Here is a 21,631-nt window from a genome sequence, read left to right as displayed (position 1 = left end):
CAGAAAGCTCTACATTTTTAGCTGACTTGTTTATACTCGAATCGAATTCATAAAATAAGAATAAATAAAAATGACAAAACAACCATCCAATCAAAAGTTTGGGCTCACGGCTCGCATTTTAATCGGGATGATCTCCGGTATTCTTACCGGTGTGATCTTACAAGAACTATTTGGTACTTCCGGCGACATTTTAATCCCATTAGGCATCACTACTCTTTCTATTAATGACTTTTTTGTAAACGGATTGTTTCATGTTGGCGGCAGTATATTTGTTGCTAGTTTGAAAATGATTGTGGTTCCACTGGTATTTGTTTCATTGGTCGTTGGCACTTGCAGTTTAAACGACACCAGTAAGTTAGCTCGCCTAGGTGGGAAATCAATTGCGTTGTACTTAATGACAACCGCAATTGCCATCACATTAGCCATCCTATTAGCTTTAGTTGTTGGCCCAGGACAAGGGTTAAATTTACCAACGGATCAAAACTTTGTTGCTAAAGAAGCGCCAGGGTTTGCTCAAGTTATTATCAATATGTTCCCAACTAACCCTATTAGCTCAATGGCGCAAGGTAATATGTTGCAAGTCATTGTATTTGCACTCTTGTTTGGTGTGTCTATGGCACTTGCGGGTAAATCAGGTGAACGCTTAGCGGCCTTGTTTGTGGATTTAAACGCCGTAATTATGCGCTTAGTGGTTATTCTAATGAATGTCGCCCCTTATGGTGTGTTCTTCTTATTAGCTAAATTATTCACTACCCTTGAATATGAAACCATTGGTAGTTTAATTAAGTACTTCTTCTTAGTAATTTTTGTATTGTTGTTACATGCGTTTGTGGTTTACGGCTCTTTATTAAAAGCCTTCACTGGTTTAAGCCCTGTCATCTTCTTCAAGAAAATGCGCGATGCTGCTTTGTTCGCTTTTAGTACATCAAGCTCAGGTGCAACTCTACCTGTTACTATGGAAACGGCTACTAAAAAGCTAGGCGTTAAAAACTCTATCGCTTCATTTACATTACCTATGGGTGCCACACTTAACATGGATGGTACGGCCATCATGCAAGGGGTTGCTACGGTATTCATCGCTCAAGTATTTGCGGTTGATTTAGCCTTAAGTGATTACCTAATGGTGGTATTAACGGCAACATTAGCCTCTATTGGTACAGCTGCCGTTCCGGGTGTAGGTTTAATTATGTTGGCGATGGTATTACAGCAAGTTGGTCTACCTGTTGAAGGCATAGCGTTAATTATTGGTGTCGACCGATTATTAGATATGACTCGTACCGCCGTTAATGTTACGGGTGATTGTATGGTGAGTTGTATTGTTGCTTCATCTGAAAAAGAATTTGATCATGAGATGTTCGCTAACGAAGATGCTGGTTCTGAAATTGAAAATGTTGATTTTGATAAACTAAAATCGTAATTCAATTTAATTAATCCACAAAAAACCGAGTTTAATAACTCGGTTTTTTTTATTGATTATATATTTTTCCTTGGTTAAAGCTTTTTATACGCTTTTTGACCCCAAGATTGTAATACACCGTCAACAAAAATGAGAGGTGTACATTCATCTTTAGTTGTTTCACCGTCTGAGTGTTTGTGACGAGTTCGATAAAATAACACTTGGTATTGTTTGTCATTATCTGTAAACGCTTCATTAAAATCAGCAGAGCCAAACGTTGTTTTTACTTGTGAAATGGTTTCACCAACTTCTAATTGCGCTACCTTCGCTTTATTCGTTCTCTGTACTTCTTTCCATTCACTACTTGAGTTAGAGTTATTCCACCCTCTTCCTTCATCATCACCTACAACGACAACACAGCCAGTTAACGCAAATGTTAATGGAAGTGTTAAAATTAATGTTTTAATTGTTTTATTAAGTGTTTGATTCATTGTCATCTCAACTTTATTATTTATATTAACGATGCGCCTATAAGGCAAAATCAGTTCCAACATGGTAAGTATTTGTTATATAAGGAGAAATATTAATATAACATCTAGGTATAGCACCACCAATCGTCATAAATACAATTTATTAGTTAAATTAACCAAATTATAGAGAATATGAATATTTCAGATATTATTAACATTTGCCAAGTATTAAAAAATGAAGGGAAAGAGCCCTCGATTGCTTTAATAAAAGCTAGGGCGGATAAAAATACGCCAATGCCAACATTAATCTCTGGCCTACAGCAATGGCGTTCGAATCCTGATGTCGTAATTCCAAAGAAAGAAAATAAACTGACCAGCACTGATGAAAAGAAAACATTAGAGCAAAGAGTGGAAATGTTGGAACAGGAAGTTGCATTGTTAAAGTCCCTGCTGCTCAAATAAGACTCAACACCCCTAATTTAGTAACCCTAATCTGGTTAGGGTTACTCGGTATAAAATTTATAAAACCGGCGAACACTGTTCGATAAATTCAGCTAAATTGTTGGCGACTTTTTTATGTGGTTCTTTACCGACATATTCCAACCACACCTCTCCTGTTTCATTAACCACAACCAAATTAAGATCATCTTCATCCGTTAGCGCAAAAAACAACGTAGGTGATTGTTTTAATTTGGCTTTCATCATCAAATGACCAATAAGGTTTTGCTGCAGTCGTTCGAAATCTGTATACGACCACGCTTGTAAAAATTGTAATGGACCCGCGTTATGTTCAGCATTGATGTTGTCGGCATAATACTTACAAAACAATGCAGAGTATTGCGGATCTATGATTAAATCCATTGCCCGACCAACATTATCAAATTCTAACGCTTGTTCAATTTCAACCGGTTTCCAATACGTTTTGTTATTAGCACTAAATTCACACGGCGAAGGCCATTCAGGATCGGACTCAATTTCAGGATATCCATTTTGCTCAGCAAGTTTGCTCCAATTTGAAACAAACTTAACCCAAGCCTGATTTAATAATTCAATTTTAGTCATATCCACTTCCACTTAAATTTATATTCTTTACAATACCCACATTCAAACTAGATATTGTTTACCCTATGACTTCAAAGTATACAGAAAGTGGCGCGTTAGATGAACTGACTCTTGGCAAACAAACCGCCTATGAGACAAAATATAATCCAAATCTACTGCAACCCGTTCCTCGTAGTCTTAACAGAGACGATTTAAACCTATCTGATCCATTACCTTTTTATGGTCACGATTTATGGACAGGTTATGAAGTAAGCTGGTTAAATGCCAAAGGCAAACCTGTGGTGGCCATTGCTGAGTTTGTTGTGCCTGCAACAAGTACCAACTTAATAGAAAGTAAATCATTTAAGCTGTATTTAAATAGCTTTAATCAAACCAAGTTTACTTCTTGGACAGATGTGCAAGAAGCAATGGAAAAAGACTTAACCGACTGTGCAGGTGAGACGGTAGATGTTCGTTTGTTATCCGTTGAACAAGAAGCCCCATTTCAAGTAACGCCGCTAGATGGCGTTAATATAGATGATATAGATATTGAAATAGACAATTACGACTTTAATAATCAGTTATTAAAATTAGATAAATCTGGTAACACAGTTACCGAGCAATTAAATAGCCACTTGTTAAAGTCAAATTGTTTAATTACCAGTCAGCCAGATTGGGCCAGTATTGTTATTTCTTATACTGGATTACAAATAGACCATGAATCATTATTGCGTTATTTGATTTCATTTAGAATGCATAACGAATTCCACGAACAATGTGTGGAGAGAATTTTCACCGACATCATGACCCTTGCCAACCCAAGCGAATTAACCGTTTATGCAAGATATACCCGACGTGGCGGATTAGACATTAATCCAATAAGAACCACCTTAGTTGACTTTATTCCAAAACGTATGCGAATAAACAGGCAATAGTCCAATAATGTGGCGTAAATGTAAAAAATGCAGAGTTATTTTTAACCTAAATATTACTTCTACGCTTACTATAATAGTACTTGGGTCAAATTGATAACTTAGCTACAATTGGCCCATAACCACCAGTGATAATGGATAACAATGAATTTTCCAAATGATGATACCGGCCAAATATTACAAGACATGGCCAATGCAGGATTTGATTTTAGTGAGCAATACGTCGTCGACTTTTTTGCTTTATTTGATCAAGAATCCGATGCCGATACTGTTGCAAAGTTATTTATCGCCAGGATTGAAAACGAAGAGCCATTTGTCAAAGTTGAAAGCCGTAAATACGACCATGGGGGTGCATCGAGTATTGCCATCGAACTGCAAGTATCTAAAGTAATGGACGTTACTTACGAAAACATTGTTGCATTTGAAAAAGAATTCAAAAAAATCGCTGAAAAAAATAAAGGTTACTCTGATGGTTGGGGTGTATTCATGGGCGACGAAAACGAGCCTGATGAAGAAGATTCTTATACTTAAATTATGAGTTTCGAGTTTCGAGTGAAGAGTTTCGGGTTACGAGTTTCGAGTTTCGGGTGACGAGTTTCGGGTGACGAGTTTCGGGTTACGAGTGATGAGTTTCGAGTGATGAGTTTCGAGTGATGAGTTTCGAGTGATGAGTTTCGAGTGATGAGTTTCGAGTGATGAGTTTCGAGTTTCGAGTTTCGAGTGACGAGTGACGAGTTTCGGGTGACGAGTTTCGAGTGACGGGTTTTGAGCTACAAAAAGTTTGTTTTGAGAAAGTAATATTAGGGTTAAACATGTATCCATTAAAATATATTGAACCGGTATTCCGTCCACCTAGTGAGTGGAAATCTCTTATATTACAAGTCACTAATGGCTGCTCTTGGAATCAATGCACTTTCTGTGACATGTACACTCAAGACAATAAAAAGTATAAACCTAAGAAGTTAGAAGACATTGAACAAGAGCTTATTGCAATAAAACGCTCAGGCATGCCGGTTCATCGTGTATTTTTAGCCGATGGTGATGCCCTAACATTGCCATTTAGACGCTTACAAGAGATCTGTGAGCTGATAAACAAGTACTTTCCAGATATACAACGTATCTCCTCTTATTGTTTACCTAGAAATTTAACCAATAAAACCGTTGAGCAACTGCAATCGCTACAACAATTAAAACTCAGTTTAGTTTATGTAGGTTGTGAAAGTGGTGATGATCATGTTTTACAATTGATCAAAAAAGGCGAAAGTTACGAATCCTCAAAAATCGCGTTAGACAAGTTACAACAGGCCGGCATTAAACGTTCGGTTATGATCTTAAATGGTTTAGGTGGCAACGAATTCAGTCAACAACATGCCATTAATTCCGCCAAATTAATGAACGAAACCCAACCAGAATACCTATCAACTTTAGTAGTGTCCTTTCCACTAGGCCAAGAGCGTTTTGCTAAAGAATTCCCTAATGGCTTTGAACTCCCCAACCAGCTTGGTTTGTTTAAAGAGATGGAAACCTTATTAACGCGCTTAGAGTTAGATAAAACCATATTCCGCTCAGATCACGCCTCAAACTACTTAGTATTAAAAGGCATATTAGGCAAAGACAAAGCCTCCTTGTTAGCTAAAGTGCAAGCTGCCATCAATACACCGCAGATGATTCCCTTAAGGCAAGAGTGGCAACGGGGGTTGTAACTTTTAGGCCAAAAAGTGGGTGGCTTTTTATAGAGCAAAAGGCGTTGCCTTTAAACTGTTAAAGATCAAAACAAAATACTTCAATTATTATAAAAATTTACCTAACCCAGCGATAGATTAACTTTAACTCTTACATTGTAGGAGTCTGATAGATCTTATTTCGCCTGTGGCGGTCATCAATAATACATCCCTGTATTGATGACATCCCTTCATCCATGATGTGAACATTACTTTTTTCAACAGCCAAAAAAGGTAGCCGCTCTTATAATGAAACAGAGCGCCGCCCTTAAAAAAATATCTATTAGTATTAAATACAGATAATTTGAAGCAGAAGTGAAAAACAAAACTCAAAAAAAAACCTTAACATTCGTTAAGGTTTTTAATCACTAAAATTGGAGTTAAGCCAAAACTAGAACAACAATTTATAACCAAAGAACTTCATTGCTACTGTATTTAAAAATACTAACGCTAAGATCATTGGAATATAAGTTTTAAGCGCAATTTCTGAGTAACGTAATAAGAAACCGTGTTTACCCTTTTCTAGCCCTTCATCTAGTTCTTTCTTGAAGTTAATCATCTTCCAACGAGAAATAACAAATAAACAGATCAGTAAACCATTTAACGGCAATATGGTGTCGTAAAATACATCATAGATAACATCAAATAGCGACTTGGATGCCCCTGCATAATGAGTTAAGCCCGTTAAGGTATCAGACATACCAAACGACATAGACGTTAATACGGTTAAAAACACCATCAATATGGCTAAGTAAGTAAGTGACTTTTTACGGCTTACTTTCATGCCATCCATCACAGCTGCATTTGGTACTTCAATGATTGACACTAAAGACGTAATAGCGGCAAAAAATACCAATAAGAAAAACAGTGATGCTATCGCGCTTGCGCCAAAGTAACCGATATCCATTTGAAGTGATAAGAAGATCTTAGGTAATAAAACAAAGATTAAGTTAATAGACGACTCATTTAACTTGTCCGGTTCAACCATAGGGTTAAAGCTAAAGATAGCTGGCATGATCATCAAACCTGCGATAAATGCCACGCCGGTATCTGTTAATGCTACTAACTTAGATGAGTCTGCAATATCTTGTTTTTTACTGATGTAAGAACCGTAAGTAACTAAGATACCCATACCTAACGATAGGGAGAAAAACGCTTGTGATAGCGCCGCATTGATCACGCTGCCATTGATTTTAGAAAAGTCAGGGACTAAGTAAAATGCAACACCAGAGAATGCATTATCTAAAGTTAATACGTAGATAACTAATAAAATAAGTAAGACGAATAATGAAGGCATTAATATTTTAGCTGCTCTTTCAATACCCTCTTTTACACCGCTCATTAATATTACGCCTGTGATAGCCACTACCACAATCATGTAAACAAACAGTGAATTACTGGTAATAAACTCACCAAACATCTTAGGGTCAGCGAGAGCCGCTAAGTTGCCTGTTACTGCATTATATAGATATCCAAATATCCATACGGTGATCACCATATAAAATACAGCAATCATAAATGGCGTTAACACACCTAATAAACCAGCTAGTTTCCATTTTTTATCGTTGTTCGATATTGAATTATAAGCGCCAAGTGGATCTTTATTGGTATGTCGACCAAATGACATTTCAGCCATCATTACAGGTAAACAAATTAAGATGACGAACATCGCGTAGATAAATAGAAATGCACCGCCGCCATTTTTTGCGGCAGCAACAGGAAATCCTACAAGATTACCGATACCAACAGCCGAACCAGCTGCGGCCAAAATAAAACCTAGTTTTGAGGAAAAATGCTCTCTTTCAGCACTCATATGTACTTCCTTTATAATTATTATTGTTAAATTTTTCTGCACCGCATGCTAGCAAGTAATTTATACGCTGTCTTCCTTTCCACTTGATTTTTAACTCAAATGTTGCAAGATCCAGTGAAATAATAAAAATGAATTTTTTTAAACAGGAATACTCGTAAAATGTATTACATGATTTGTTCACAAGACGTAGAAAATAGCTTAGCCTTAAGGTTACAAACCAGAGAAAAACATTTAGCGCGTCTACAAGCGTTAACTTCTCAGGGGCGTTTGTTATTAGCAGGCCCTCTACCGGCGGTTGATGCAGAGAACCCTGGTGAAGCTGGATTTACTGGCTCATTAGTCGTAGCAGAATTTGACTCGTTAGAAGACGCTCAAAAATGGGCAGATGCCGACCCATACCTTGCCGCTGGTGTTTATCAAAACTCCATCGTTAAACCATTTAAAAAGGTGTTGCCGTAAACATTTAACACCAATTATTAGGAAAATAACCTTGTTAAATAAAAAGTTTTTACTAGTGTATTTGCTCTTATTTGTCAGCGAAGGACTATTAGCTAACAAGATAGACGCTGAATTTGTAGATCGTTTTGGCGTACCAGAAGTTAACGTTTGTAAAACCAAGTTTGATGACAAGGTTAATTACTCGGCCTGCTTAGATACAGTTCATACTAGCAAGGTAAGAGAATTAGAGATCTGGCAAAAAAATATTGTTTTTAAATTGCAGGAAGTGGCAGAAATTAATGGCCGTAGAGATGCCATTACTTTGTTTAAGTCTACCAGTAAAGAGTTTGAACAGTTTAAAAATAAAAACTGCAAATGGCAGTACTTGTCTATGTTACCGGATGCAAGTATCGCCGCCAATATGTCTAAAGAGTGTCATATTTATATGACGATTCAACGCACCAATGAGTTAAAACAACTTAGTCAGTTTGAGTTCTTTTAAACTGACTATTGTCTTGTGAGAATGAACCGATACTTTGTTTTAGTATCGGTTTTTTTATGAGAGTTATCCTTTAGGCACCTTTATTTTTTCACTCACTTATATTTTTATGATCACTTTTTACTTTTCTGGTCATAGCCACGTAAAAACAAACCGCTCCAGCAAACATCGCTAACAAGGCACTGAAGTTAAATTCACTTTTATTAATAAAGGTTGCCACTAAAATAAATAATGCCACGGCAATAACACAAATAGAAAACACACCTAAAATGCCTTTGCCTGTTGTAATTGATTTATTTCTAAACTTATCAAACTCCATCATTATTCCTCATAAACAGACTCTCATGTTCAAAGTAAAATTTGATCCATCACCCAACTTGTGTGTGTTGCTGTCTCACCACTCGATGGGTGCTTCTCACCGTGTAATAAATGTTTCTGCATATTTTCAACATGATGCAACTGCACGTTTTCTGGGTGTTCGATAAATATTTTAGATTCGCTTGTCGCTGTTTTAATTTTAATTGATGTTTCATCAAATACAGAAAAATTAAGCTCACCTTTACTACCAACAATCGACACTTTATCGCTATTGGAATAACTTCCAAAGTTCCAATTTCCTGTGCCAGTAACGCCTGTTTTATGTTGCCAACACGCTGTTACCGTATCAAAGGCAGTATATAAGTCTTGTTGATTATTCCCCATACCACATACCTTATGATAATCACCTAGCAAGTACGCAAATAAATCTAAACCGTGACTGGCCAAGTCATCAAAATAGCCACCTAACGCCACTTTTTTATCAGTGCGCCAGTTATACTGTTTTGACAAATCTAGTTCGCTAGTGGATTTATAAAGTGACCAAGATATATGCCTAACTTTTCCAATCTTGCCAGAATCAATTAAGTATTTAACTTTAGTAAACCTTGGTAGTGAACGTCGATAATAGGCCACAAATAAAGGTACATCTGCGGCTTTGAACGCATCTAATATTGCCTGACTATCTTGTAAACTTGGTGCTAACGGTTTTTCAACGCAACAAATTTTGCCCGCCTGAGCGACTTTAACAGCATATTCTTTATGGGAGTCAGGCGGCGTAGCAATATAAACCGCGTCGATATCTTGATCATTGATCAAATCATCCGCATTGGCGTAATATTTTTCAACGCCATGTCTTTGAGCATAATCTTTAGCTAACGCCTCATTACGTCTCATTACCGCTGCTAGTTTAAAGTTTTTTACTTTTTGATAAGCAGGTCCGCTTTTTACTTCTGTTACATTACCACAACCTATGATGCCCCAACGTATTGTTTGATTAGTTGTATCCATTGTTATTTATTATCCTCTAACATCATGGTTATTTTATTAATAGTATTTAAGTTTCGTCCGGTGCCCGCTTGGCCTAAACATGACTCAATATTGGCCACTAACTTAGACCGACCAATCCCATCCGGTGCATGCAAATAAAATACATTATCTGCAATATGATACGACTCAGTGCTGCTTTGCCATTTTTGGGTCTTTTCCAAATTTAATTGAATTGGCGCCTGACAGAAGTATAAGTGCACCAACTTGCCATCAAAATTTTGATAAGGATTATTAGTAACGGCGGTGGAAAAATCAGACACAGAGATAACAAAAACACTTGGCGTAAATCCAAAGTTTAATGTGATCAATTTTTTAATGTCTTGTTCTGGATTGTGCTTGGCACTTAATACGATATTACCAGTTTGGATATAGGTAGAAATGTCTTGGTAATGATTGGATTTTAGGAGGGGAACCAAGTCTTTCATTGGCAATTTATTATGACCACCTACATTTATTCCTCTTAATAAAACAATAAAGGTTTGCATCCACTCTCCTAATTAATGTTTGCTGATATGTGTTACTTATTCCTTACCTGCAGACTTTTTAGCTTTTTCAATTTCCGCTTTTTCTATAAAAAAGTCGGCTTTTGACCTAAGTGATTTTTTTTCACGGATATTAGCAAAAGGATCCGGATGATTCTCAGAGGTCATATTTGCACTTTGGTTCACCGTTTGCTCTTTTGCTACTTTCATTTTTCGGTGTAAGTCTGAATCTTTATCACTTTTTGATTTAACTTTTGTGACACTGAACCAATAAACGGTGACTAAACCTAAATACACTAGCCATTTGATAACATACGATAAACCCAAACTGTCATTGTTTGCAGCCAAACTGTAGTTTACAAAGTCCTGATGCAAAAATGACGTTAACATTAATGCCAATATCAAGGCAATCGTGATGCCTATGTGTTGTTTGTATTTACGCCAAATGGAAATTAATAACGTCCATTTTAATAATTGATTAAACATAACGAACAATTAGCCCCACAGTGATAAGCCCAACAGGGACGCTAATACTAAAAGGCCTTTTTCTTTAGCGCCACTTAAGATCTTTTCTTCTTCCTCTTTAACAATTACTTCCAGTTGTTCTTCGTTAAAATCTTCTGGCACCTTGCCCGCTAAAACAATACGTGTTTTAGCGCGCGAGATAGCCTTGTCTCGGATCTTTTGATTTAACTTATCTTTAAGATTGGGGATTCGTTTCATAACTTCTGTCTTTATTCCAAACCAAATTCATCTAACAGGTGAGCTTTTAATGACGCCGGCACACCTTTAATGGTTAACGTATCAGAACCTGGATTATAGTTAACTCTGTCTCCCAACAATATACGATCAAATGATATGGAAACACCACCACCCGCGCCAGATAACTTAACTAATTTACGCACCGTACTTTTATCTAACGTAACTTTGTCATCAAAACTGTATTCTTGTTGTTGTATGAAGTCTTTAAATTCACTGTCTGACAATACCGACAGCGTTTCGTTTAATTCAGTTAAGTCCGCATCTTCACCGCTTGATATTTTTTCACTGCAATACTCAAATACTTTTTCACGCGTATCTGACTTCTCGTTTTGTGCCATGGATTCAGTTGACATAAAGTCATCAATCGCGGTTAACAACTCTTTACTTTGCGTTTTGGCATTAATGGTTTCTGTGCAACCTAACAAGTCCATAAAAAAGTCATTAACTTGTCTACCAGCTCGGCCTTTAATAAAAGAAATTGTTTTTAAATCTTCTTTGGCATGCAACAAATTACTCACGTCAATTCTGGCCGCTAATTGAATTTTATTTAAATCCAAATGACGAGAGCTTTGAATGCCAAACTCGGTGTCTATTGCAAAATGCTCTGTTAGGTTAACCACGCCAACCATAAAATAACGTGTCGCAACGTACTCATAATCAATCAGTAATAAATAGCCGGTATCATCAAACTCATACTTTTCTAACTCAGCTTGAAATAATTGAAGTGTTTCTTTTGATACATGGTCAAAGGCAATTTCTTGGTTCAAATAACTGTGTAACTGTTGCGAAAACGCCGTGTTTTTTTCTTCACTAAACGCAGCATAACTTTTACTTGGTTTACCGTTATAAATATTATGTAACTGCTCAACAAACATATTCGATTTGTCTAAGCTAGTGTCTGTCATTACCGCCCATTTGGTAGAAAAGTCGGTATCTTCTCTTTTTTCATAAAAAGCGATTGAAAATTGGTTAACCGTTACTGACATGGTTTTTCCTAATCATTATATTGTGTTAGCATCTGCGTTAATTAAAATACAACGCAGCTAGAAAATTATATGCCAATCATATCAAAATACTCTAACGATGAGATTAATAATTTAGTCGAAGAAATCATTTCTGTAATACAAGCCAATAAAGCCCCGGTAGATCTCGCTTTAATCGCCTTAGGAAACACAGTTAGCAACGTAATTGACGACAATGTATCTGAAAAACAAAAAATGGCGATTGCTAAAAGTTTTTCTGATGCCCTATTAGCATCTATGGCTAGTTAATTTAGTTGTGAAAGTGAGAGATTGAACAATTGATTAAAATTCGTAGTCAACAGGAGATAGAGCGCCCGTTTAACTTATTATCATGGGGACATTGGTTCACCTTTGCTAATATTATTTTGGCTCTGTTATTTTCATTTTTCTATCTCTCAACTTCACAGTTACCAGCCACCTTTTTGGGTTGGATGTATTTAATCGTTAATTGGCTAGGGCATTTTTCTTTTTTAGCTATTAGCTGTTTTATTCTCACCATATTCCCAATTATTACCCTGTTTCCCCATCGTCATCATATCCGAGGTATTTCCTCCATTATGGCGACCTTCTTTCAGTTACTCTTATTTTTAGATGTTTTGTCGTTTAGAAGTTTGGGTTATCACTTATCTGCGACATCCTTGTTGCAATTACGTGAAGTGGAAGACTTTTATATTGTTCATATGGGAAATGGCTATTGGTTTTTACTCTTGTTTGTCCTTGTCGCTATTTTGGCTTACCAATTTGTTGTCAGTAATTTAACTTGGAAGCGGATCACCCAATTACAAAACTTTAAATATAAAAACGTGATTGCGACCACCTTAGTGTCGGTATTTTTTATCAGCCACTTAATGCATATGTGGTCTGACGCTACCCTTAATTCCGATATCGCAAAACAAAACAATCTATTTCCCGTTTCTTATCCGTTAACGGCAAAAACTTTATTAGCTAAATATGAGTTGATTGACCTTAAAAAGTATCAATTAGTTAAAACACAACAAACTGACGTTTCACAATCAGGTTTTACCATTAAGCCTTTTACTATGATTAGTTGTGATGTTGCTGATAAACGTAACTTGTCGGTTCACTTGGTCGATATATCTAATATCACGTCCATCACTCACTGGTTAACACGCTTTAATATTAATTATCAAACCTCCGATCAGCTGATCATTCCTAGCGACTTTGATACTGCAATATTCAACTTTAGCACCGGTTTACCTGGCCTATATAGCCATATGGGCAGCCAAACTCAACTTGAAATAAACTACCAGCTAAGTGCTAACAAAATTGCCATAGAACTTCACTCTGGCACTTACGATGTGGAACAACAATCGGCTAATTCGGATACCAGTCGTGTGTATGTTTTTTATGATAAAACCAATCCATCTCCGTTTTATCGCAGCAAGGTTATATTAGTGGGCTTTAACACCATTAATAGTTCACCAATGGCCCCTCAAAACATTATTGCCTCCTATATGAAAGACGAATTGCAATGTGACGAATATAACGAATTGAATCTTATCGACAGTGCGATTAGTGATATCGAAGATGATTATATATTCACTAACTTTCATGAAGGGTTATTTAGCATAGTTTACAAAGACAAAAGCATGTTATTTGAACACGGACAATTGGTTTCTAATCTTTCATTTTCAAATGAAAAACCTGTAATAGAACCATTAGATTTGCAAACAATTCAAGCAGCGATAACAAAACTAACCAGTAGACGACTTAAGTTAGCCCCTATTAATTAACTCAAGACTGTTGAGCCAATACCTGGTCTAACGGATTAAAGGTTCTACCGAGGTTAATAACTGGGACATGGCTAAGGCTTTGTTTTGCCCTTTAATAAGGTTCGATGTTTGATTATATTTAGTCAGTAGTTTGGACGCCGTTAATGCTGAGGTTGAATTGCCGGTTTTGGCTGACTTTAACATTAATTGTCGAATACGCTTTTCAATTAAATAAAGTAAAAATGACGACATTAATGGGTTAGACAAGACTTTATTACTTATCACAAAGTTTGGTATTTGTTTTTTTAACCACTGAATAAATAACTGATAGACCTCAGTAAACTCTTCAACTTTTTGCTCTTCAACCCACTTTGCCAACTCACTTTCTGAATTGTTAGAAAAACCAATGATGTAATCCGCTAACTCGGGATAGGTCAGTTTTAGTTCATCTTTTGATTTATTGTTTATTTGAATAAACTGACAACGACTTAGAATGGTTGGCAGTAAAACCGATTTTGTTTTACATAACAAAAATATAAAACACTTATTAGTCGGCTCTTCCAATGTTTTTAACAAGGCATTACTGGCGTTTTCTGTCATATTTTCAGCGTGTTCTATTACCACAACCTGATTGCCAGATAAGTGCGACATGTTTGAAAGGAATTGAGAAATTGCGCGCACATCGTCCACCCCAATCGTACCTTCATCGGCATTAACCATCATAAAGTCTGGGTGTGTGTCTGCGTTTAATAAATTACAACTATGGCAATGACCACAAAAATCACCAACAATGGTTTGTTCCGTTTGGCACAATAAACTGCGGGTTAACCCCTGAATATTAATAAGTCGCTTTTTTATATCAATGCCTTCAACAATATAGGCGTGAGCCAAATTATCTTGGTGTTTCGGCAGTGATAATATATCTAAGCTGTTATTCATAAGTTTATTGTTAACCAAGCTGTTAATTTATCGGTGATTTGTGTTTGTACATTGTCGATGTCTTTTGAGGCATCAATCACCACCACTTTCGGGTTTTGGTCGGCCAATGATAAATACACGGCTCTGGTACGCTCGAAAAATTCTATTTGTTCACGTTCGATTCTATCTAATGAACCACGGGCTGCTGCTCTAGCTAAGCCAATTTTAGGATCTAAGTCCATTAATATGGTTAAGTCAGGTTCAAAGCCTTTTAATACCGCATTCCTGATTGGCATAATCAAGTTTTGATCAAGTTGACGACCGCCACCTTGGTAAGCCAATGATGACATATCATGCCTATCACCTAATACCCATTTCCCAGAGTCTAATGCGGGTTTTATTACATTTTCAATCAATTGAATTCGACTTGCATACATTAGTAACAATTCGGCTTCTGGTGTTAGTATTTCATCGGTTTCAGACTTAACAATATCACGCATCTTTTCTGCTAATGGTGTGCCACCGGGTTCTCTAGTGCTCACAAATTCAATATTTTGTTTTGTTAATATTGCTTTGATTAGCTCCTGTGCAGTAGTTTTTCCTGCACCTTCTAATCCTTCAACTACGATAAACTTGCTCATTAATAACCTTTTCCAATTATTATTTGGATTTATTTAAATAGTCCTGCACTGACTTATTGTGATCTGCCAACGTTTTATTAAAAACATGTCCACCATTACCCGAAGCAACAAAGTAATAATACTCAGTAGAGGCTGGATGTAAGACGGCTTCAATCGACGCTTTACTTGGGTTTGCAATTGGTGTTGGTGGCAACCCATTTATACGATACGTATTATAAGGCGTTGTTTGTTTTAAATGTTTACGTGTTATATCACCTTTGTACTCATCCCAAACTCCGTAGATTACGGTCGGGTCTGTTTGTAAACGCATCTTTTTATTTAATCTATTGTGGAACACAGAAGCAATGATTTCTCGCTCAGCAGCAACGGCAGACTCTTTCTCAACAATTGACGCTAAGATCAATGCTTCATAAGGCGTACTGATTGGCAGCCCAGCTTGTTTTTGTTGCCATAACTTGGCTAATATTTCTTGCTGTTTATTAACCGCGCGTAAAAGAAGTGCGGACGCATCTGTGTATGCAGAGTAATAATAAGTATCTGGGTATAACCACCCTTCCGGTGTATCCGATGTAAGTAACAGTTTTTGGGATAATTGAGGCAAAGGCATGGTTTTGATGTCGTTTACTAAAAAAGTAGCGTGTTTTAACTTATCTAATACCTGATAAATATTGTCGCCTTCGAGTAAGGTAAACGAAAATTGTTGCTCTTTCCCTTCATTTAAATTGGCAACAAACTGATTTAGCGCGAGACCAGGTGTTAACGCATACACACCGGTTTTAACTTTGCCTACGACAGGGTTAATTTTAGAAAAAACTTTAACCCCCAAACAGTCATTTATATAATCATGCTCAATTAAACGGTTGCACACCGTATAAAGTGAATCCCCTTTTTTTAATTGAATTAATTTAGGACTGTCCAAATTGATCGGTTGAGTATAACTCACCCTTAACACACCAAATAATATAACCGTCATGCATACAATAAATAATATAATGACACTTAAGATGGTTTTATTGGTGAATTTAAATGTATGTAAACTAAAAAGACTAGGCACTCGATACTTCTTTCATAAATTTTTGACTTAATTCGACATCTAACATTCTATCATCAATAGAAGAAACTGCCTGTAAACCAATTAAACAATTACAAACAATCATTGCTTCTGCTTGTTGGCTAACAAATGCCATGCTGGTGTCGGCTTGGATTATATTTAACTTCTGGTCTAATAGCTGCTCCAGCATAACACCGCGAACACCAGAGTTAATTAACGAAGGTGTATACCACGCACCTTGGTGATACCAAATAATATTGGCTTTGGTTGTCTCAATAACATTACCTTGAATATCCGCGATTAAACCATCAGGGAACTCAGTGCGTTCTAATTCCACACTCGCTAAAACTTGCTCTAATCGATTGCAATGTTTAAGACCCGCTAATAAAGGTTGTAACCCTAATTGCGTTGTTAACTGAGTTAACTTTATTGTATTGGGGTGGGACAGGGTTTTAACAAAAGGCGATGTTAGCTCGCCAAAAGAGACAAAAACAGTGGTCTTTATTTGAGCACACTGACCGTAACCTCGTAATGATTGACCTCGACTAAAATGAATTTTTATAAAACCCAAAGTTAACCGTTTTACTGTTTGTTTTAATATAGTTTCTAATTTGAGCCAATCAACTTGGCTGAATTTCAACTTGTCATTAGCGTTTTGTAATCTAGCAATATGGCTTGTTAAATACTGAATCTCACCGTCTATTACTTTCGCTGTCGAAAAATGGCCGTCGCCATACAAAAAACTTCGTTGGTATTGAAACTCTTTGTCGATAGATATTTCATTTAACTTGTGATCAAAGCACAAAAAAGACATATAAAACCCATAAAAAAAAACCTAACAGTTTTGTTAGGCTTTTGTATCAAATTAGGCGCTAATTATCATCTTAATAATTCATTTAATTAGCGTTTTTAATTTCAGATTTTACTAATAGCTACATCTTTTTGAACAATAATGTGCCGTTAGTACCACCAAATCCAAATGAATTACACAGTGCATATTCTAATTGAACATCACGAGCAATATGCGGTACGTAATCTAAATCACAGCCTTCATCTGGATTATCTAAGTTAATGGTTGGAGATACTTTTTGATCCACCAAGCTCATAGCCGTAATGATAGATTCAACTGAGCCAGCAGCACCTAATAAGTGGCCTATCATTGACTTAGAAGACGAAACCATGACTTTACCAGCGTGATGGCCAAACACACGTTTTACCGCGGCCGTTTCAGCTTTATCGCCAGTTGGGGTAGATGTTCCATGGGCATTGATATAACCAATTTGCTCAGGATTAATTTGTGCATCGTTAATTGCATTTAACATTGAACGTGCAGCACCGTCACCATCCGCTGGCGGTGACGTCATGTGATAAGCATCACCACTCATGCCAAAACCAACGATCTCAGCATAAATTTTAGCACCACGAGCTTTTGCATGTTCATAATCTTCAACAACCATAACACCAGCACCATCACCTAACACAAACCCATCACGGTCTTTATCCCATGGTCGGCTTGCCGCTTGTGGATCGTCATTTCTTGAAGATAAGGCACGTGCGGCGCCAAAACCACCAATACCAAGTTGCGTTGATGCTTTTTCAGCCCCCCCGGCAACCATTACATCTGCATCACCATAAGCAATCATTCGTGCTGCTTGTCCAATATTATGAACACCAGTAGTACAAGCTGTTGTGATAGAGATATTAGGGCCTTTTAAACCATACATGATAGAAAGGTGACCAGAGATCATATTGATAATGGTAGAAGGAACAAAAAATGGTGATAACTTTCGAGGGCCAGAATTCATTAACTTAGTGTGGTTTTCTTCGATTAAACCTAAACCACCAATACCAGAACCAATAGCAACACCGATTCTATAAGCATTTTCTTCTGTAATTTCAATGCCTGAATCTCTAATAGCTTGGATAGCAGCAATGATCCCGTATTGAATGAACAGATCCATTTTTTTGGCTTCTTTACGTTCAATATAATCTGCAGTATCTAAATCTTTAACCATTGCCGCAAATTTGGTACCGAAGTTTGTTGTATCAAAATGGGTAATAAGATCTACACCACTTTTACCTTCCAACAAATTTGCCCACGATGACTCTACATTATTCCCCAGCGGAGATAACATCCCCATACCAGTAACAACTACTCTACGCTTTGACACAATTCTCTCCTAAACGACATCTAAGATCAGTTTAATTAAGCAAATACAAGATGAAAAAAAGGCAGCCAAAGCTGCCTTTTTAGAACAATTATAAAATTATTCTGCGTGTGCTTTGATGTAATCAACAGCTGATTGAACAGTTGTAATTTTTTCTGCTTCATCATCTGGAATTTCTGTATCGAACTCTTCTTCAAGAGCCATTACTAATTCAACAGTGTCTAGAGAATCAGCGCCTAGATCATCAACAAAAGATGCTTCTGATTTTACTTCTTCTTCTTTAACACCTAGTTGTTCTATTACGATCTTAGTTACGCGATCTTCAATGCTCATCTTATTTTCCTTATCAATAAAAAGATAAATTTCAAATTTTGAATGCGCCTAGTTTAATTATTGCGTCCGACGTATTCAAGTAATAATTTTCATTATATCTGTGGTCGAACCTCACAAAGCAAATTCGACCACTTTTCCATCAAAATCAATGTGATTTCGACGGTTATACCATATACATGCCGCCATTTACGTGAATCGTTTCACCTGTAATGTATGCAGCTTCGTTACTTGCTAGAAATACCACAGTAGATGCAATTTCATCTGGGTCACCTAAACGATTAGCAGGAACTTGATCTGCTATCGCTTTACGTTGGCCATCGTCCAATGCTTTTGTCATATCTGTATCAATAAATCCTGGCGCTACTACATTAACGGTAATACCACGAGATGCAACTTCTCTTGCAAGTGATTTAGAAAAACCTATAACACCGGCTTTTGCTGCAGCATAATTTGCTTGTCCGCCATTACCCATAGTCCCTACTACAGAACCTATGTTTATAATACGGCCATGGCGCTTTTTCATCATAGGTCTTAACACGGCTTTACTCAAACGGAAGATAGACGTTAAGTTAGTGTCAATGATGTCATTCCACTCGTCGTCTTTCATACGCATCATTAAGTTATCACGAGTTATACCAGCATTATTTACTAATATATCGATATCACCAAGATCCGCTTTAATCGCGGCTAAAACTTCGGTAATTGAATCTGGATTAGTTACGTTCAGTGCATAACCTTTACCATTTTCACCTAAATAAGCAGATATGTTTTCAGCACCATTGTCTGATGTTGCTGTACCAGCAACTTTAGCACCCATACCAACTAATTTTTCAGCAACCGCTTTACCAATTCCTCTAGAGGCTCCAGTAACTAAAACAACTTTACCCTCTAAACTAAATAAAGACATTGTCATTCCTATAATTTAACTATTTTTAAAGTATTGCTTCTAACGCAGCGCTATCGCCAATAGAAACACAACTCACTGTTTTGTCTATGCGTTTTGATAAACCAGATAACACTTTACCTGGGCCAAACTCATAACATTCTGTAATACCTTCAACCGCAAAGTGCTGAATAGTTTCGGTCCAACGAACTGGACTATAAAGCTGTTTAATTAACGCTTGTTTTATTGCTTCAGGCGATTGCTCAGCCGTCACGTCAACATTATTAACAACCGCAATTTCTGGTTTATTAAATACCAATTCTTCTAAGTCTTTAGCTAACTGTTCAGCTGCTGGTTTCATTAAAGCACAATGAGAAGGCACAGATACTGGTAAAGGAAGTGCTCGTTTAGCTCCCGCTTCTTTGCATAATTCCATTGCGCGTTCTACTGCTTCTTTATTACCCGCAATAACCACTTGGCCTGGAGAATTAAAGTTAACAGATGAAACAACTTGCCCTTGTGCTGCGTCTTCACATGCTTTGGCAATTAAGTCGTCCGCTAACCCAATAATGGCAGCCATGGCACCGGTTCCAGCAGGAACGGCTTGTTGCATGTATTGACCACGCTTTTCAACTAACTTAACACCATCGGCTAACGAGATAACATTGGCACATACTAATGCTGAGTATTCACCTAAACTGTGTCCGGCTAAAAATGTTGGTTTTTCACCGCCATTATCTAAATATGCACGCCAAACCGCGACCGAACTTGTTAATAATGCCGGTTGGGTAAACTCAGTCTTATTTAATTTACCTTCTGCATCTTCGCTCACTAGTGCCCATAAGTCATAACCCAGTGCATCGCTTGCTTCAGCGAAAGTATCTTTAACTACTTGATGGTTTTCGTAAAGGTCAGCTAACATGCCAACGGCTTGAGAACCCTGACCAGGGAAAACAATTGCTTTAGTCATTATTTATTACTCTATAGAAAATTTATTAATATTTAATTAATGCAGACGACCAAGTGAAACCACCGCCAAATGCATTTAATAATATGTTTTGACCACGTTGAATTCGACCATCACGGATGGCTTCGTCCAAAGCGGTTGGTACAGTAGCTGCAGATGTATTACCAAATTTATCGAGGTTAATCACCACTTGGTCCATCGACATATCTAGTTTTTTAGCAACCGCTGAAATGATTCGTAAATTAGCTTGATGTGGCACTAGCCAATCAATATCTGATTTTTCAATGTTATTGGCAAGTAATGTTTCATCTGCAACTTGGGATAATTTAGTTACGGCAACTTTAAATACTTTGTTACCTTCCATTGTTCCCCACGAATTATGTACCGAAGCTTCATCGCCACGCACAGGCATGCCGACTTGTAACAACTCAGTGTAATTACCATCTGAGTGGATATGGGTAGATAATACGCCAGGTTGTTCCGACGCTTCTAAGATGACTGCGCCTGCAGCATCGCCAAATAAAATCACCATTGAGCGATCTTCAGGGCTCATCATTTGACTTAAACAGTCAGCGCCTATAACTAACGCTTTTTTAGCTTTACCTGCTTGTATATAAGTATCAGCAATACTTAACGCATAACAAAAGCCTGAACAAGCTGCAGCAACATCCATAGCTGGTACGCCTGATGTTAAACCTAGATCACGTTGTACTTCACATGCTGCACTTGGCAATGCACGTGAATGGCTTGTTGTGCCAACAATGACAAAATCGATTTCGCTTGGATCTATTCCAGCAGCTTCAATGGCTTTTTTAGAGGCTTCTACTGACATAGTTGCAACGGACTCATCTTTACCGAGAATGCGACGCTCTTTCATGCCCGTACGTTCTTGGATCCATTCGTCGTTGGTATCAACCATCTTTTCTAGATCTTTATTGGTACGAACTTGTTTAGGAAAATAACTACCGGTTCCTACTATTCTTGAATACATGCACC

The 21,631-nt window shown here is 37.2% G+C and carries 27 protein-coding genes; 9 read left to right on the top strand and 18 right to left on the bottom strand.

Translation table 11 applies throughout. The annotated features are described in order from the left end of the window. Positions 1–70 precede the first annotated feature (70 nt). Positions 71–1,417, top strand: a complete 1,347-nt coding sequence (locus tag RT723_RS17710) for a dicarboxylate/amino acid:cation symporter (RefSeq protein ID WP_315948472.1) — start codon at positions 71–73, stop codon at positions 1,415–1,417. A gap of 74 nt (positions 1,418–1,491) precedes the next feature. Here the strand turns inward: RT723_RS17710 and RT723_RS17705 are convergent, their stop codons facing one another. Then, positions 1,492–1,887: a DUF3192 domain-containing protein gene (locus RT723_RS17705; protein ID WP_315948470.1), complete on the bottom strand. Its 396-nt coding sequence runs from the start codon at positions 1,885–1,887 to the stop codon at positions 1,492–1,494. A 171-nt stretch (positions 1,888–2,058) separates the two neighbouring features. Between RT723_RS17705 and RT723_RS17700 the strand changes: the two genes are divergently transcribed. Next, positions 2,059–2,328, top strand: a complete 270-nt coding sequence (locus RT723_RS17700) for an EMAP trimerization domain-containing protein (RefSeq protein ID WP_315948468.1) — start codon at positions 2,059–2,061, stop codon at positions 2,326–2,328. 57 nt (positions 2,329–2,385) lie between these two features. Here RT723_RS17700 and syd read toward each other — a convergent pair whose 3' ends face one another. Continuing rightward, complete coding sequence (gene syd, locus RT723_RS17695) at positions 2,386–2,928, bottom strand: SecY-interacting protein (RefSeq protein ID WP_315948467.1); 543 nt, start codon at positions 2,926–2,928, stop codon at positions 2,386–2,388. Between the two features lie 65 nt (positions 2,929–2,993). On the opposite strand from syd, the gene queF reads away from it, so the two are divergent. From queF to RT723_RS17680, 3 genes are all read left to right on the top strand, one after another. After that, positions 2,994–3,842: an NADPH-dependent 7-cyano-7-deazaguanine reductase QueF gene (gene queF, locus RT723_RS17690; RefSeq protein WP_315948465.1), complete on the top strand. Its 849-nt coding sequence runs from the start codon at positions 2,994–2,996 to the stop codon at positions 3,840–3,842. A 141-nt stretch (positions 3,843–3,983) separates the two neighbouring features. Further along, positions 3,984–4,370, top strand: coding sequence for a ribonuclease E inhibitor RraB (locus RT723_RS17685; protein ID WP_216054726.1), 387 nt, complete (start codon positions 3,984–3,986; stop codon positions 4,368–4,370). A gap of 281 nt (positions 4,371–4,651) precedes the next feature. Beyond that, a complete protein-coding gene (locus RT723_RS17680) occupies positions 4,652–5,542 on the top strand; it encodes a radical SAM protein (protein WP_315948463.1) in 891 nt (296 codons plus the stop codon). A gap of 409 nt (positions 5,543–5,951) precedes the next feature. Here RT723_RS17680 and RT723_RS17675 read toward each other — a convergent pair whose 3' ends face one another. After that, positions 5,952–7,373, bottom strand: coding sequence for a sodium-dependent transporter (locus tag RT723_RS17675; RefSeq protein ID WP_315948461.1), 1,422 nt, complete (start codon positions 7,371–7,373; stop codon positions 5,952–5,954). Between the two features lie 159 nt (positions 7,374–7,532). On the opposite strand from RT723_RS17675, the gene RT723_RS17670 reads away from it, so the two are divergent. Together RT723_RS17670 and RT723_RS17665 are read left to right on the top strand one after the other, a co-directional pair. Next, the gene (locus RT723_RS17670; RefSeq protein WP_315948460.1) at positions 7,533–7,832 is read left to right on the top strand and encodes a YciI family protein; all 300 of its coding nucleotides are present in this window, start codon (positions 7,533–7,535) and stop codon (positions 7,830–7,832) included. Positions 7,833–7,863: 31 nt separating this feature from the next. Next, positions 7,864–8,313: a lysozyme inhibitor LprI family protein gene (locus RT723_RS17665; protein ID WP_315948459.1), complete on the top strand. Its 450-nt coding sequence runs from the start codon at positions 7,864–7,866 to the stop codon at positions 8,311–8,313. Between the two features lie 88 nt (positions 8,314–8,401). Here the strand turns inward: RT723_RS17665 and RT723_RS17660 are convergent, their stop codons facing one another. From RT723_RS17660 to RT723_RS17635, 6 genes are read right to left on the bottom strand one after another with little or no spacing between them, the layout of a single operon-like run. Then, positions 8,402–8,632 (bottom strand): hypothetical protein, encoded by a 231-nt coding sequence (locus tag RT723_RS17660; RefSeq protein ID WP_315948458.1) that lies wholly within the window; start codon positions 8,630–8,632, stop codon positions 8,402–8,404. 26 nt (positions 8,633–8,658) lie between these two features. After that, positions 8,659–9,636: a Gfo/Idh/MocA family protein gene (locus tag RT723_RS17655; protein WP_216054720.1), complete on the bottom strand. Its 978-nt coding sequence runs from the start codon at positions 9,634–9,636 to the stop codon at positions 8,659–8,661. Positions 9,637–9,638: 2 nt separating this feature from the next. Then, positions 9,639–10,160, bottom strand: coding sequence for a DUF1697 domain-containing protein (locus tag RT723_RS17650; RefSeq protein WP_216054719.1), 522 nt, complete (start codon positions 10,158–10,160; stop codon positions 9,639–9,641). A 36-nt stretch (positions 10,161–10,196) separates the two neighbouring features. Beyond that, positions 10,197–10,643 (bottom strand): hypothetical protein, encoded by a 447-nt coding sequence (locus RT723_RS17645; RefSeq protein WP_216054718.1) that lies wholly within the window; start codon positions 10,641–10,643, stop codon positions 10,197–10,199. A 9-nt stretch (positions 10,644–10,652) separates the two neighbouring features. Then, positions 10,653–10,880 (bottom strand): hypothetical protein, encoded by a 228-nt coding sequence (locus RT723_RS17640; protein ID WP_216054717.1) that lies wholly within the window; start codon positions 10,878–10,880, stop codon positions 10,653–10,655. A gap of 11 nt (positions 10,881–10,891) precedes the next feature. Next, positions 10,892–11,905, bottom strand: a complete 1,014-nt coding sequence (locus RT723_RS17635; RefSeq protein ID WP_216054716.1) for a nucleoid-associated protein — start codon at positions 11,903–11,905, stop codon at positions 10,892–10,894. A gap of 69 nt (positions 11,906–11,974) precedes the next feature. Here RT723_RS17635 and RT723_RS17630 point away from each other — a divergent pair, with 69 nt between their 5' ends. Then, a complete protein-coding gene (locus tag RT723_RS17630; RefSeq protein ID WP_315948455.1) occupies positions 11,975–12,190 on the top strand; it encodes a YejL family protein in 216 nt (71 codons plus the stop codon). Between the two features lie 29 nt (positions 12,191–12,219). Beyond that, the gene (locus RT723_RS17625) at positions 12,220–13,695 is read left to right on the top strand and encodes a DUF3413 domain-containing protein (RefSeq protein WP_315948454.1); all 1,476 of its coding nucleotides are present in this window, start codon (positions 12,220–12,222) and stop codon (positions 13,693–13,695) included. 27 nt (positions 13,696–13,722) lie between these two features. Here the strand turns inward: RT723_RS17625 and RT723_RS17620 are convergent, their stop codons facing one another. The 9 genes from RT723_RS17620 to RT723_RS17580 form a co-directional block, all read right to left on the bottom strand. Continuing rightward, positions 13,723–14,613, bottom strand: coding sequence for a hypothetical protein (locus tag RT723_RS17620; protein WP_315948453.1), 891 nt, complete (start codon positions 14,611–14,613; stop codon positions 13,723–13,725). Continuing rightward, the gene (tmk, locus tag RT723_RS17615; protein WP_315948452.1) at positions 14,610–15,233 is read right to left on the bottom strand and encodes a dTMP kinase; all 624 of its coding nucleotides are present in this window, start codon (positions 15,231–15,233) and stop codon (positions 14,610–14,612) included. The genes RT723_RS17620 and tmk overlap by 4 nt, the downstream gene beginning before the upstream one ends. Positions 15,234–15,252: 19 nt before the next feature. Further along, the gene (gene mltG / locus RT723_RS17610; protein WP_315948451.1) at positions 15,253–16,287 is read right to left on the bottom strand and encodes an endolytic transglycosylase MltG; all 1,035 of its coding nucleotides are present in this window, start codon (positions 16,285–16,287) and stop codon (positions 15,253–15,255) included. Then, entirely contained in the window at positions 16,280–17,098 is an 819-nt protein-coding gene (pabC, locus tag RT723_RS17605) for an aminodeoxychorismate lyase (RefSeq protein ID WP_315948449.1), read from the bottom strand. Before pabC ends, mltG begins: the two co-directional genes overlap by 8 nt. 118 nt (positions 17,099–17,216) lie before the next feature. Next, a complete protein-coding gene (gene fabF, locus RT723_RS17600; protein ID WP_315948448.1) occupies positions 17,217–18,455 on the bottom strand; it encodes a beta-ketoacyl-ACP synthase II in 1,239 nt (412 codons plus the stop codon). 96 nt (positions 18,456–18,551) lie between these two features. Further along, positions 18,552–18,785 carry an acyl carrier protein gene (gene acpP / locus RT723_RS17595; protein ID WP_105052546.1) on the bottom strand — a complete coding sequence of 78 codons (234 nt, stop codon included), beginning with the start codon at positions 18,783–18,785 and terminating at the stop codon, positions 18,552–18,554. A 163-nt stretch (positions 18,786–18,948) separates the two neighbouring features. After that, positions 18,949–19,692, bottom strand: a complete 744-nt coding sequence (fabG, locus tag RT723_RS17590) for a 3-oxoacyl-ACP reductase FabG (RefSeq protein WP_371819970.1) — start codon at positions 19,690–19,692, stop codon at positions 18,949–18,951. A gap of 25 nt (positions 19,693–19,717) precedes the next feature. Next, the gene (gene fabD / locus RT723_RS17585) at positions 19,718–20,638 is read right to left on the bottom strand and encodes an ACP S-malonyltransferase (protein WP_216054707.1); all 921 of its coding nucleotides are present in this window, start codon (positions 20,636–20,638) and stop codon (positions 19,718–19,720) included. Between the two features lie 25 nt (positions 20,639–20,663). Further along, a complete protein-coding gene (locus RT723_RS17580; RefSeq protein WP_315948447.1) occupies positions 20,664–21,626 on the bottom strand; it encodes a beta-ketoacyl-ACP synthase III in 963 nt (320 codons plus the stop codon). Positions 21,627–21,631: the final 5 nt, after the last annotated feature.

Origin of the sequence: Psychrosphaera aquimarina, from assembly GCF_032461525.1 — a bacterium.
Lineage (GTDB): Bacteria > Pseudomonadota > Gammaproteobacteria > Enterobacterales > Alteromonadaceae > Psychrosphaera > Psychrosphaera aquimarina.
Note: the sequence above shows the minus strand (reverse complement) of the source record. Positions and strands in the feature narration are given on the sequence as shown.

What these genes read in the sequence shown, in the direction of transcription:
- RT723_RS17640 (WP_216054717.1), bottom strand. Translation starts at nt 10,880, where the DNA reads ATGAAACGAATCCCCAATCTTAAAGATAAGTTAAATCAAAAGATCCGA.
- tmk (WP_315948452.1), bottom strand. Translation starts at nt 15,233, where the DNA reads ATGAGCAAGTTTATCGTAGTTGAAGGATTAGAAGGTGCAGGAAAAACT.
- RT723_RS17630 (WP_315948455.1), top strand. Translation starts at nt 11,975, where the DNA reads ATGCCAATCATATCAAAATACTCTAACGATGAGATTAATAATTTAGTC.
- pabC (WP_315948449.1), bottom strand. Translation starts at nt 17,098, where the DNA reads ATGTCTTTTTTGTGCTTTGATCACAAGTTAAATGAAATATCTATCGAC.
- RT723_RS17650 (WP_216054719.1), bottom strand. Translation starts at nt 10,160, where the DNA reads ATGCAAACCTTTATTGTTTTATTAAGAGGAATAAATGTAGGTGGTCAT.
- acpP (WP_105052546.1), bottom strand. Translation starts at nt 18,785, where the DNA reads ATGAGCATTGAAGATCGCGTAACTAAGATCGTAATAGAACAACTAGGT.
- RT723_RS17675 (WP_315948461.1), bottom strand. Translation starts at nt 7,373, where the DNA reads ATGAGTGCTGAAAGAGAGCATTTTTCCTCAAAACTAGGTTTTATTTTG.
- RT723_RS17700 (WP_315948468.1), top strand. Translation starts at nt 2,059, where the DNA reads ATGAATATTTCAGATATTATTAACATTTGCCAAGTATTAAAAAATGAA.
- RT723_RS17655 (WP_216054720.1), bottom strand. Translation starts at nt 9,636, where the DNA reads ATGGATACAACTAATCAAACAATACGTTGGGGCATCATAGGTTGTGGT.
- fabG (WP_371819970.1), bottom strand. Translation starts at nt 19,692, where the DNA reads ATGTCTTTATTTAGTTTAGAGGGTAAAGTTGTTTTAGTTACTGGAGCC.
- RT723_RS17660 (WP_315948458.1), bottom strand. Translation starts at nt 8,632, where the DNA reads ATGATGGAGTTTGATAAGTTTAGAAATAAATCAATTACAACAGGCAAA.
- RT723_RS17705 (WP_315948470.1), bottom strand. Translation starts at nt 1,887, where the DNA reads ATGAATCAAACACTTAATAAAACAATTAAAACATTAATTTTAACACTT.
- RT723_RS17635 (WP_216054716.1), bottom strand. Translation starts at nt 11,905, where the DNA reads ATGTCAGTAACGGTTAACCAATTTTCAATCGCTTTTTATGAAAAAAGA.
- syd (WP_315948467.1), bottom strand. Translation starts at nt 2,928, where the DNA reads ATGACTAAAATTGAATTATTAAATCAGGCTTGGGTTAAGTTTGTTTCA.
- RT723_RS17670 (WP_315948460.1), top strand. Translation starts at nt 7,533, where the DNA reads ATGTATTACATGATTTGTTCACAAGACGTAGAAAATAGCTTAGCCTTA.
- queF (WP_315948465.1), top strand. Translation starts at nt 2,994, where the DNA reads ATGACTTCAAAGTATACAGAAAGTGGCGCGTTAGATGAACTGACTCTT.
- RT723_RS17580 (WP_315948447.1), bottom strand. Translation starts at nt 21,626, where the DNA reads ATGTATTCAAGAATAGTAGGAACCGGTAGTTATTTTCCTAAACAAGTT.
- RT723_RS17685 (WP_216054726.1), top strand. Translation starts at nt 3,984, where the DNA reads ATGAATTTTCCAAATGATGATACCGGCCAAATATTACAAGACATGGCC.
- RT723_RS17645 (WP_216054718.1), bottom strand. Translation starts at nt 10,643, where the DNA reads ATGTTTAATCAATTATTAAAATGGACGTTATTAATTTCCATTTGGCGT.
- RT723_RS17680 (WP_315948463.1), top strand. Translation starts at nt 4,652, where the DNA reads ATGTATCCATTAAAATATATTGAACCGGTATTCCGTCCACCTAGTGAG.
- RT723_RS17620 (WP_315948453.1), bottom strand. Translation starts at nt 14,613, where the DNA reads ATGAATAACAGCTTAGATATATTATCACTGCCGAAACACCAAGATAAT.
- fabD (WP_216054707.1), bottom strand. Translation starts at nt 20,638, where the DNA reads ATGACTAAAGCAATTGTTTTCCCTGGTCAGGGTTCTCAAGCCGTTGGC.
- RT723_RS17710 (WP_315948472.1), top strand. Translation starts at nt 71, where the DNA reads ATGACAAAACAACCATCCAATCAAAAGTTTGGGCTCACGGCTCGCATT.